Annotated in this window: 12 protein-coding genes; 11 read left to right on the forward strand and 1 reads right to left on the reverse strand. The window is 66.0% G+C overall.

Annotation, left to right across the window (positions count from 1 at the left end):
• Positions 1–183 precede the first annotated feature (183 nt).
• Together ACGFIS_RS37115 and ACGFIS_RS37120 are read left to right on the forward strand one after the other, a co-directional pair.
• Positions 184–1557, forward strand: a complete 1374-nt coding sequence (locus tag ACGFIS_RS37115; protein WP_392906274.1) for a hypothetical protein — start codon at positions 184–186, stop codon at positions 1555–1557.
• 86 nt (positions 1558–1643) lie between these two features.
• Complete coding sequence (locus tag ACGFIS_RS37120) at positions 1644–2303, forward strand: HAD family hydrolase (protein WP_392906272.1); 660 nt, start codon at positions 1644–1646, stop codon at positions 2301–2303.
• On the opposite strand, the gene ACGFIS_RS37125 is transcribed toward ACGFIS_RS37120, so the two are convergent.
• A complete protein-coding gene (locus tag ACGFIS_RS37125) occupies positions 2284–3561 on the reverse strand; it encodes a transcriptional regulator (RefSeq protein WP_392906271.1) in 1278 nt (425 codons plus the stop codon). The two genes, ACGFIS_RS37120 and ACGFIS_RS37125, sit on opposite strands and share 20 nt — an antisense overlap.
• A gap of 542 nt (positions 3562–4103) precedes the next feature.
• Between ACGFIS_RS37125 and ACGFIS_RS37130 the strand changes: the two genes are divergently transcribed.
• The 9 genes from ACGFIS_RS37130 to ACGFIS_RS37170 all read left to right on the forward strand — a co-directional run bounded on the left by ACGFIS_RS37130 (position 4104) and on the right by ACGFIS_RS37170 (position 10235).
• Positions 4104–4463, forward strand: coding sequence for a hypothetical protein (locus tag ACGFIS_RS37130; protein WP_392906270.1), 360 nt, complete (start codon positions 4104–4106; stop codon positions 4461–4463).
• Complete coding sequence (locus tag ACGFIS_RS37135) at positions 4463–4687, forward strand: hypothetical protein (protein ID WP_184881852.1); 225 nt, start codon at positions 4463–4465, stop codon at positions 4685–4687. The genes ACGFIS_RS37130 and ACGFIS_RS37135 overlap by 1 nt, the downstream gene beginning before the upstream one ends.
• On the forward strand, positions 4675–5091 hold the full coding sequence (locus ACGFIS_RS37140; RefSeq protein WP_392906269.1) for a hypothetical protein: 417 nt from the start codon (positions 4675–4677) through the stop codon (positions 5089–5091). The genes ACGFIS_RS37135 and ACGFIS_RS37140 overlap by 13 nt, the downstream gene beginning before the upstream one ends.
• 156 nt (positions 5092–5247) lie before the next feature.
• Positions 5248–5979: a GntR family transcriptional regulator gene (locus ACGFIS_RS37145; RefSeq protein WP_392906268.1), complete on the forward strand. Its 732-nt coding sequence runs from the start codon at positions 5248–5250 to the stop codon at positions 5977–5979.
• 144 nt (positions 5980–6123) lie between these two features.
• Positions 6124–6549, forward strand: a complete 426-nt coding sequence (locus tag ACGFIS_RS37150) for a plasmid replication, integration and excision activator (RefSeq protein ID WP_392906266.1) — start codon at positions 6124–6126, stop codon at positions 6547–6549.
• The gene (locus ACGFIS_RS37155; RefSeq protein ID WP_392906265.1) at positions 6546–6824 is read left to right on the forward strand and encodes a hypothetical protein; all 279 of its coding nucleotides are present in this window, start codon (positions 6546–6548) and stop codon (positions 6822–6824) included. The genes ACGFIS_RS37150 and ACGFIS_RS37155 overlap by 4 nt, the downstream gene beginning before the upstream one ends.
• Positions 6825–6907: 83 nt before the next feature.
• A complete protein-coding gene (locus tag ACGFIS_RS37160) occupies positions 6908–8365 on the forward strand; it encodes an FtsK/SpoIIIE domain-containing protein (RefSeq protein ID WP_392906263.1) in 1458 nt (485 codons plus the stop codon).
• A gap of 56 nt (positions 8366–8421) precedes the next feature.
• Positions 8422–10044, forward strand: coding sequence for a replication initiator (locus tag ACGFIS_RS37165; protein ID WP_392906518.1), 1623 nt, complete (start codon positions 8422–8424; stop codon positions 10042–10044).
• Positions 10041–10235, forward strand: a complete 195-nt coding sequence (locus tag ACGFIS_RS37170; protein ID WP_131982633.1) for an AlpA family transcriptional regulator — start codon at positions 10041–10043, stop codon at positions 10233–10235. The genes ACGFIS_RS37165 and ACGFIS_RS37170 overlap by 4 nt, the downstream gene beginning before the upstream one ends.
• Positions 10236–10394 lie beyond the last annotated feature (159 nt).

Genomic DNA, 10394 nt, shown 5'->3' on the forward strand with positions numbered 1-10394 from the left:
CGTCCGGTGACCGGCGCCCACGCCGCACGCTCCGGGCGGCCTGGCGCGGGGCCGCGCAGCGGCCTGAGCGCCGCCGCCCCTTGATCCAAAACAGCCCAATTCGGCAACCTTTGGCTTCGTGAATCGGGTCTGACGGTCCTAAGCTAAGTGACAGGTGAGCGCTATAGGGCTACGGTAATAAGCATGAACATCACCCCGGACTCCCCTGAAGAATCTAAGACTGTCCAGTCAGTGGAAGCTTTGAAGGGGGAAATCTCTCCCGATAATCCAATGTTTGAGGTAGAGAGGATTTGTAATTCAGCAAAAATTGAAGTGGAATGGGATGCCCAAACTTACGGGAGGATATGCCTGAAAATTGGCCTTCCAAATGGCCGCGAGAAGCGGTGGCGTGTAGTACCGGACGCAAGTCGAGCGGAGATGTATCGCGCATCAGAATTTCAATTCGTCAGATATTTGGGCGATTACAGCGCGGTCCATTTCATCGATGAGGGCATAATCGAAGCCTCGTTGGTCCGCACAGGCCTCGAACGACCTTTGCTTGACATTCCAGGTCTCAGAATGGATGCCAATAAGACTTTGCTCGGCACGTCGGACTTCCGCGTACTTGAATATGATTCTCAACTAGATATACTAATGAAAACTGAAACCTGGACCATCCCCATTGAGGCAAGTGGCCGCCCGGGGGAGCCCGTTATTGAACTCGGGTCACCTTCAGATCGCTTCCGTATCTATAGTGATCGGAAGAAGTATCGAGATCCGGTGATACGAATCCGTGAAGTTTCTTGCAAGAGCCATGAAGAGGCTCTATCTCTTTTGCAAAAAGTGTCAGATGCGGTACTCTTCGAACTTGATCTAAAGTATTGCACGGCATATACGCTTGCTCGTTCGATGGAAAGTCGTACTGGCCTCGACGCCAGGAAGCTGGTTGCGCCGAGCAATTATACACCCAGTATGCCCAAGAATCATTACCAAGCAAAGCCGCTAAGCCTATATCGGTATGCCCGCTCTGCACTTGGAATGCCGCTCCTGCAGTACCTTGCATACTATCAGGTTCTCGAATTTCATTTCCCAATGTACAGTCGGCGAGACGCGCTCGACAAACTTAAAAATGAATTGCGAGATCCCTCTTTTGATGCCAGCGATGATTCTCACCTCTCGAGAATACTGCTGCTGGCGAGTCGATCTGGAAAAGGTTACGGTGGCGAACGAGATCAACTTAAGGCCACAATTCGCAACTGCGTGGACGTGGAGCGTCTCCGTGGATACATCTCTGATGATCCTGAAAGGAAACCTCACTTTGTCAACTCGAAAGCAATTAAGAATGTGGCGCGCATCGACCTCGGTAACCCTAAAACCGATATTATTGATCAAGTTGCTAATAGGGTGTACGATTTGCGTTGCCGAATCGTGCACGCGAAGGACGGCGACGCAAGCGATCTCCCGGAGCTGATACTTCCCTTTTCGCGAGAGGCGAGCTTGCTCGGCGCAGATATCGATCTAGTGCAGTTCTTGGCTCAACGAGTATTGATTGCGAGTTCATCGCCCATGCGTTTTTGAGCCGGCTTGCCTGCCCCGAGGAAGGTGAAGTATCGCTCGGCTGGGCCGCTGGGCCTGGCGGATATCTGTGGACGTAGGGTACTGCCATGATTCGTGCGGTTGTGTTTGATGTGGGTGAGTGTCTGGTTGATGAGTCTCGGGAGTATGGGACTTGGGCGGACTGGTTGGGGGTGCCTCGGCATACGTTCTCGGCGATGTTCGGGGCGGTGATCGCTCGGGGGTTGGACTACCGGGAGACGTTCCAGGTGTTCGCGCCGGGGTTCGATCTGACGCAGCAGCGTGAGGAGCGGGCCGAGGTTGGGCGGCCTGAGACGTTCGGGGATGAGGACTTGTACCCGGATGCGCGTCCGACGCTGGCCAAGCTTCGGGGTGATGGGCTGTGGGTCGGGATCGCGGGGAATCAGACGGTGCGGGCCGGTGGCATCCTGCGGTCGCTGGAGCTGCCCAGTGACATGATCGCGACGTCGGATGACTGGGGTGTGTCCAAGCCTGATCCGGGGTTCTTCCGGTGTGTGGTGGAGGCGGCGCCGTGTGAGGCCGACCAGGTGCTGTATGTGGGTGACCGGCTGGACAACGACATCATGCCCGCGGCGCAGATGGGGTTGCGGACGGCGCTGATCCGGCGGGGGCCGTGGGGGATCATTCAGCAGGACGACCCGGAAGCCGACCGCGTTCCGACGATGCGGATTGATTCGCTGGGTGAGCTTCCGGGCCGTATCGCTGAGTTCAACGCTGCAGCGCGCTGAGGGTGGTTTGCCAGCCGTACAGGCGGTCGTCCAGGCGGCGGACGCAGTCGGTGTCTGCCCATGGCTGGAGGGCGCGGCGGACGTCGTGCACGCGGTCCATGCCGGTGGCGTACCAGGTGACGGAGAGTTGGTCCAGGGCCTGCTCTGCGTAGGTGCATGCGGCCTCGGGGTTGCGCTGGGCGACCTCGACGGCGGCCAGGTCTCCGAGGATGACGGCGCGCTGTTTGGCGTTGGTGTCGCCGATCGCCTCCAGGACGCCGAGCAGTGTGGCCTTGGCCTGGGCAGGCTGACCGGCCTTGAGCTGGGTGTCTCCCTTGAATGAGGCGAGGCTGACCGGCGAGAACCAGTTGAACCAGTCGGGGGCCGGCGCTCCGGTGCTCTCGGCCAGCATGCGTTCGGCGTGGTCGATGAGGCGAAGGGCTTCGCGGGGGTGTCCGCAGCGGGTCTCGCATTCGGCTTCGACCGCGTCTAGCCATGCCCAGAACTCGGCGGGTGGGTTGCCGCGTCGGGCGTAGGTGCGGGCTGCGCGCATGCGTTCGGCTGCCTCGTCGCGTCGGCCGTCCCATCCGGGGATGAATGCGGCGTGGGCGAGGATCGCGGCGCCTAGTAGCGGGTCGTCGGCTTCTCCGGCGGCCTGGAGGGCGCGGACGTATGAGGCGTCGGCGTCGTCGGGCTGGCGTAGGTCGAAGAACTCGATGCGGCCGACCAGCAGCAGCGACTCCGCGAGCGCGGTGGCGAGGATGGTGCGCGGGACGCCGGTGGTCTCGGCAAGTAGCTGGGTGCCGAGTTTGGTGTGTTCGACCACGGTCGGGTGGAGCTGCGCGGGCTGGACGGAGAAGTACAGGCGGCGTAGGGCGCCATTGATGGCGGAGAAGTCGGCTCCCACGGTGGGGGGTTGGACGGCGGCGTTGGCCTTGGGGAGAGGGAGCGCGGCACCGGTTCCCTGGCCGTGGGTGGTGGGTGCGCTGGTGCTCGGGCGTGCCGGGGCCGGGGCGTCTGCGGTCTCCCAGGGTGGGGTGAAGCCCAGTTCTTCGATGGGCAGTTGCAGGACGTGAACCAAGAGGCGTTGGTGGTCGGCGCGGGGCCATGGCGGGGATGCGGACTCCCAGCGTCGTATCTGTCGGGCGCTGATCTGCATGTGGCCCAAGCCCAGCAGGGGGGCGGCTGCTGTCATCGCGTCGGCTAGTGCCTGCTGGGACGCGTACCCGGCGTGCTGCCGGGCGGCCTTGAGTCGTGTGTTGCCTGCTGGGCGCGGCATCGCTGGTCCCTCCGCTGTGTGTCCTCTTCGTGTCCGACTTTAGCGGTGATACGGGCACTGAGCGGACACTGTGACACGGCTAACTCGATCAAACGTCCTTGTAACGTCCTATAGAAGACCTAAGAAGGACCTTCAATGGGACGTTTCGAGGCGAGAGTGTTGGCCGCATGCGCGACAAGCAGGCAAACAGCGGGTGCGGGCACTGCAGCGGCCGGGGGTGGAAGTTCGTCCATCCTCGTCGGGCGGTGCTGGTGGGAATGCCGGGCGGCTCCGGCCCTGAGGTCGAGCGGGTGCGGTGTGGTTGGTGCGCTCCGGCTCGTGGGGTGCGTGCGGCGTAGCGGGCTGCGGGGCCGGTGGGTGTTGCGGCGGCTGTGGGCGTGGTCGATTCCCGCCGAGTGGCCGCGCCTTCGGGGTTGGTGGGTCTCCTCCGGATGGTCGTCGCCCTGGCGGTCCCGCTTCGTCTTCTGTCTGGGAGTGGAGTGGTGGTCGTGGGTCGTGTGGTGGCTCGGGTGGCGTTGGGTGAGTCCTGGAGGTCGGGGGCGTTGGCGCTGGTGGATGCGTTGGAGACGCGGGGCTTGGTGGCCGAGGTGTGGGGGCATGGCGCGGTGCGGGTGCGTAACCCGGCCGGTGAGCCGGGCCCTGATGACCCGCAGGGGCAGGTGTTCTCGCCGGGGTTGCGGCAAGAGGTGCTGTGCCGTCCCCGTGAGGGCGTGCTGTGGTGGTTGTGGGTGTGGTCCGGGCCGACTCGTAGTTCGCCGGTGGAGTTGGAGCCGTTGTGCCCGGTGGCGGACACGGTCACTGCGGCGGAGCGGATCGCGCGGGTGCTGGCGGTGCCGTTCGCCGGTGCCTCGACCTCTTCGGCCTTCTCGGGCTCTTCGGCGTCGTCGGGTGGGTGTGGGTGATGGGTGTCTCGTGGGTGGCGTCGTCGGACGAGACGGCGCGGCGGCCGGTGGCGGCGCAGATTGAGCGGGAGTTCTCCGGGGTCGTGGCCTGGTACGGACAAGCGACCGGGGCGTGGTGGGCGATGGTGCGTATCCGCCGTGATGTGCGCTTGGTGGAGGCGGGCGACCCGGGGCAGTTGCGGGAGGCGATCGTGCACGCGCGGGGGTGGCAGTGGCCGAGGTGATCGGCGCGGAAACTGGCACGCATCGGGCGGGGCATGAAGAGATCGGGCCAGAGTGCCCGGTCTCTTGTCTTGGGGTGCGGACGGTCGGTGATCTGCTGCGGCTGCTGGTGGAAGCGGGCCGGGCCTCGGGGTTGCATGCGCAGTCGGTGGCAGTGCCGGGTGAGGGTCCGCATGAGTGTGACCGGGTGACGGTGGCGTGCCCGGTGGAGTGCCTGGGGCTGTCGGCTCACGTGCTGAACGCGTTGCGCAACGATCGCGGGCGTACGGCGACGGTGGGGGATGTGCTCGGGCTGCTGCGGTCGCGTGAACTGGCCGAGGTGCGCAACATCGGGCCTCGCCGGGTCGGTGAGGTGCGCACGGCTCTGGTTGCCGCCGGTTTCCCGGTGCCGCACCACGTGGTCTGAATCCTTTGAGTCCCTGAATGCTCCGTGTCGTGGGGGCTGTGGCGGTGTCGGTACTGCTTGCGGCGGCCCTGGGGCGTGACGTCTGCGGATGTGGTCGCTACCCTGCCCACGTGAGCCGCTTGTGTGGTCAAGCGTCCTAGTAGTCAGGTGGTCGTAATGTCGAGCTTGGAGTTCGAGCCTCCGAAGTACGCGCGGGTGGTGCTGGAGATGCGGCGCCGGATCGAGAACGGCGACTACCCGCCCGGTTCGATGCTTCCTTCGGAATCTCAGCTTGTCCGGGAGTTCGCGGTGGGCCGTACCACGGTGGTCCGGGCGTTGCAGATGCTTCAGCAGGACGGATGGATCACCCGTGAACACGGGCGCGGCTCGTTCGTCAAGGGGCGCCCTGCCTCGGCTGCGCGGCCGTCGCGTCCGGGCCTTACGGTGTTGGATCAGCCGGAGACCTCGGCGGGGCTGCGGCTGGTCGATGTCGGTCAGGTGGAGGCGCCTGGCCCGGTCGCTGGGCCGCTGGATTCGGGTGGGGCGCGGGTGGTGGCGCGGCGTTGGGTCGCTGAGCGGGACGGCATTGCCTCGGAGGTGGTGACGTGCTGGTTCCCGCAAGAGCTGACGTTCGGTACCGACCTGGACAAGCCCGAACCCCTGCCGGTCGGGCTGCGGGATCATCTGCGTACGGTCAGGGGCCTGCGCATCGACCACATCACCGAGCGACTGACGGCGCGGCTCCCGGCCGGCGACGAAGCCAAGCTCTTGGGGATCAAGGAGAGTGAGCCGGTGTTGGCGACGTTGGCGAGTCTGCATGACGCCTCTCATGCGGTGCAGTTCGTGGCGCAGGTCGTGATGCCGGGGTCGTTGCATGAGCTGGAGGACGTGTACAGCGTCCCGGACTGACCGCGTGGCGGCTTGACCTGCCCGCCCGTGAAATGTGACACAGGTCACTCAAGTAGGAGGTTGTTCGGTCGAGTGTGCGAGGTATCTTCAAGGCGTGCACTCGTCCGGACAAGCGGACGGGTGAATGTCTGGAGGTAGCCAGAGATGGCAGTGCAGGGTCCGTTCAAGGTGGCGTTCGGGGACGTGTTCCCCTACGGCGCGTTCGTCAAGGGCGGTGTCGAGCCGGTGCGGGACTTCGACCGGTCGACCCGGGAGAACTTCGTCCAGGCGCGGGACAAGGACACCGGGGAACTGGTGTGGGCAGTGGAGGTCCTGGACGCCGATCCGGAGTCCAAGGGGACGTTCAAGGTCAAGCTGATGGCGCCGGTGCAGCCGGTGATGCCGGAGGCTCCGGCGGGGTTCCCGTTCGTGCCGGTGGAGTTCGATGGGCTGTCGGTCACGCCGTACGTCAACTCCGGTACCGGTCGGCTGGCCTATTCGCTGAAGGCGGCGGCGGTGCGTCCGGCCAACTTCAAGGGCGGCGCGGCCCGCGGCTCGGGCAAGGACAACGCCGCGAAGGATGCGGCGTGAAGGACGGATACGGCTCGGTGAGCGTCCACTTCGGCGCGGATACGCGCTTTGGCTGTATCACCTACTCCGACGATCCGCCGACGAGCCCGATTCTGACGATCTCGACGCCGGGCCTGTCGCTGGCATTGTCCGGCCGGAGGCTCGACGTAGAGGCGGGCGATGTGCAGAACGCGCGGCGGCTGCTGGAGGTCGTCTCCCGGTTCACGGCCGAGGTGGAGCGGCTCCACTCCCTCAACAACATCCCGGCCGAATCCGCCGAGAGCCCGGCGGCCTGATCTAGGTGGGGCGGCTGGAGCTGGTACCTCCGGCCGCCCCGCTTCTCTCCCCTGAACAGCACAAAGAAGAGGTGTGACCCATCATGGCATGGGAGTTCCGCAAGCTCGCTCCTGGCGAAAACGTCGCCGTCGAAACCCAGCGTGACCCGTTCGCGGCCCCGAAGTGGGCGCCTCCGGTGTGGCACATGCCCGAGGGTCTGGTCCTCATCGTCAACGCCGTCCGCGCACTCGTCCGCGCGGTCGTGTTCCTGGTCCGCAACATCGTCCCCGTCTCGGCCGCGTCCGGGCTCGGCTGGCTCGGCTATGCCTACGGGTGGACCGTCCCCGTCCTGGTCCTGGCCCTCGTCGCCGTGGGCCTGGGCGTGTGGGCGGGGGTGGACCGTCCGTCCTTCGTCCGCTGGATCGCCCGTCCCGTCCAGTCCTGGTGGCGCCTCACCTTCGTCTACCGGCGCCACTGGCAACCGGTCCTGGTCACGGCGGGCCTGACCACAGTGCACAAAGGTCGGGAGTACCTGCCCTCCCTCGTCCGCGTCCGTTCCGGACCGACCTGTGATCGGGTGCTGGTCCGCATGCTCAAAGGCCAAGCCCCCGACGCATGGGAACGGGTCACGGCCAACCTGGCGCACGGCTTCGGCGCATCCCTGGTCCGGGTGCGGGACGGGGACCGTCCGGGACGAGTCTGGCTGGAGTTCGTCCGCCGCGATGCCCTCGCCGAACCGATACCGGCTCTCCCCGTCCCGGACGCCTCCGATGTCGACCTGTCCGGCCTGGTGATCGGGTGGTGCGAGGACGGCTCACCTTGGCGGCTGCGGCTCCTCGGCACGCACGTGTTGATCGCGGGGGCGACGGGGGCCGGCAAGGGCTCGGTCATCTGGTCGGCTGTCCGGGCGCTGCTGCCGCTGACGCTGTCCGGGCTGGTGGAGGTGTGGGCCGTCGATCCCAAGCGCATGGAGCTGTCGTTTGGGCGGGTGCTGTTCGAGCGGTACGGGCGGTACTCCTCCGATCCCAAGGGCGGCATGGTCGATCTGCTGGAGGCGGCGGCCGAGGACATGAACGCTCGCGCCGAACGCTTCGCGGGTGTGACCCGGTCGTTCACGCCGGCGCGGGAGTTTCCTTTCCGGGTCATCGTGGTCGATGAGCTGGCGTTCCTGACCGCCTACTGCCCCGAACGCGACCTACGCAAGCGGGCCGAGTCCGCGCTTGCGGTGCTCACCTCGCAAGGCCGGTCGGTGGGGTACTGCGTCATCGGTGCCCAGCAGGACGCGCGCAAAGAGGTCAACAACCTGCGCAACCTGTTCCCCGACCGCATCGCCCTGCGCCTCGACGAAGACGAACAGGTCGACATGGTCCTTGGCGACGGTGCCCGCGACCGTGGCGCCCTGGCCGACCAGATCTCACCGGTCCCGCACATCGGCGCGGGGGTCGGGTTCGTCCGGCTCGAAGCCTCCCCTGACCCGGTGCGGGTGCGGGCAGCCTACGTCTCGGATGCCGATATCCGCGCGATGGTCGCGCTCGCCCTACCCGATGTGGAGGCGGCGTGACCAAACCCCCTGCCCGCGTCACCCAACCCACCCTCGACGCCCCCGAGCCGGAACCGGTGGTCAAGACCCTTCCTCCGCTGGCGCGGGGGGTGCTGGAAGCGGTCGCGGTCGAACACGGCGTCTGCATCCGCCCCGTGCCCATGCGCCGAGTCGACCTGAACACCGGCGCAGCCGAGGTGGTGTACGTCCCGTGCGGGCACACCCTGGCCTCGGTCTGCCCCTCCTGCGCCGAACGCAAGCGCAAGCTGAGGGCCGTGCAGTGCCGTCAAGGCTGGCACCTGACCGAGGAACCGATCATCACGCGCGCTGACCCGGACGAGGAGCAACGCGCATGGATGGAGCTGCGGGCGCATGCTGCGGCGGCTCGTGACCGCGCGGGCGAGGATGGCACGGCGGACGGGGAAGGGCCGGAGTTCTGGGACGCGGTCATTCGTGACCTCGACAACGAGCTCGAACGCACGGGGGTCCGCGGCTCCCTCAAGACCGAACAGGGCAAGAGCCGGCGGACGCGGTCGACCCGTAGGCGGCAGGATGCCCCCGACCTTCCCCGGCGGCCGGTCGACTCCCGCACGGTCGGCAAGGTCTTCCGAGGCAAGGACGGCAAGGCGTTCCGGCCGTCGATCTTCCTCACCCTGACCCTGGACTCCTACGGGCGGGTGCGCTCGGACGGGACCCCGATCGACCCCGACACCTACGACTACACACGCGCCGCCCGTGATGCCCTGCACTTCTCCAAGCTGATCGATCGGTTCGTGCAGAACCTTCGCCGGTTCGTCGGCTACGACGTGCAGTACTTCGCAGCCGTCGAACCACAACGGCGCCTGGCTCCCCACCTGCACATGGCAATCCGCGGCACCATCTCCCGCGCCGAACTGCGCCAAGTGGTGGCCGCTACGTACCACCAAGTGTGGTGGCCCTCGACCGACCGCGTCGTCTTCGAGGGGGAACGGCTCCCGGTCTGGGACGAGCTGGCGGGCGAGAACGGCGGATACCTCGACCCCGCAACTGGCGAAGTCCTCCCCACCTGGGATGAGGCGCTAGACGCGCTCGGCCAGGACGAGGAGGCCCAACCCCTGCACGTGGTGCGGTTCGGGCGGCAGATCGACGCACAGGGCGTTCTGGCCGACTCCCCGCAGTCCCGCAAGCTCATCGGCTACCTGACCAAGTACCTCGTCAAGGGCGTCGCCGAATGCCACAACGCCGAAAGCACCGCGCAGCGCGAACACGTCGACCGGATGGCCGAAGCACTCCGCTACGAGCCGTGCTCACCCACGTGCGCGAACTGGCTGCGCTACGGCGTCCAACCCAAGAACCCCCGAAAGGGCCTCACGCCCGGCTACTGCAAGGGCAAAGCACACCGACGCGAACACCTCGGCTACGGCGGCCGCCGCGTCCTGGTCTCCCGCAAGTGGTCGGGGAAGACGCTGGCCGACCACAAAGCCGACCGCAAAGCCTGGGTCCTCGCACGCCTCGCTGAGGCCGGTGTACCCGTCACCAACCCGGCCGACCCCAACGCCGTCCACGTCTGGGAACGCGCCGGGCCTGGCGACCCGGACGTGAAACCAGCAGAGCAACGCCTACTGCTGCTGATCAACGAACGCATCCAGCGACGCAGGCAACTCGACCAAGCCACCCACACCCCCACCCCCGAACTTTCGGCAACTCCGGAGGCAGCGTGAGCGGCAAGCGGGATGAACTTCTCACGGTTGACCAGGTGCTCGAAGAACTCGGCGGGATCTCTCGGCGGACCTTCTACCGGTGGCGGGAGATCGGTCGGGCTCCGGCTGGGTTCAAGCTCCCCAACGGCGAGATCCGCATCTATCGAAGTGATCTCGACGCGTGGCTCTGGTCGCTGCGGGAGGCGGCGTGAACACGTCCTACAAGGTCAAGTTCTGGGAGACCCGACCGAACAAAGCGGGGCCGAGGTCAGACAATGGTACGCCCCGGCGATTTTGGAGACTATCTCGCGTGTCCGACTGCCATTAGCCTAGCAGCTGCATGGTCGTCACGAAACCTTTCTTCGTACTCT

The organism is Spirillospora sp. NPDC048824, from assembly GCF_043198455.1.
GTDB lineage: Bacteria > Actinomycetota > Actinomycetes > Streptosporangiales > Streptosporangiaceae > Spirillospora.

Excerpts from the sequence above, each read along its gene's own strand:
- ACGFIS_RS37115 (WP_392906274.1), top strand. The coding sequence starts at position 184 with ATGAACATCACCCCGGACTCCCCTGAAGAATCTAAGACTGTCCAGTCA.
- ACGFIS_RS37125 (WP_392906271.1), bottom strand. The coding sequence starts at position 3,561 with ATGCCGCGCCCAGCAGGCAACACACGACTCAAGGCCGCCCGGCAGCAC.
- ACGFIS_RS37150 (WP_392906266.1), top strand. The coding sequence starts at position 6,124 with ATGGCAGTGCAGGGTCCGTTCAAGGTGGCGTTCGGGGACGTGTTCCCC.
- ACGFIS_RS37135 (WP_184881852.1), top strand. The coding sequence starts at position 4,463 with ATGGGTGTCTCGTGGGTGGCGTCGTCGGACGAGACGGCGCGGCGGCCG.
- ACGFIS_RS37145 (WP_392906268.1), top strand. The coding sequence starts at position 5,248 with ATGTCGAGCTTGGAGTTCGAGCCTCCGAAGTACGCGCGGGTGGTGCTG.
- ACGFIS_RS37120 (WP_392906272.1), top strand. The coding sequence starts at position 1,644 with ATGATTCGTGCGGTTGTGTTTGATGTGGGTGAGTGTCTGGTTGATGAG.
- ACGFIS_RS37160 (WP_392906263.1), top strand. The coding sequence starts at position 6,908 with ATGGCATGGGAGTTCCGCAAGCTCGCTCCTGGCGAAAACGTCGCCGTC.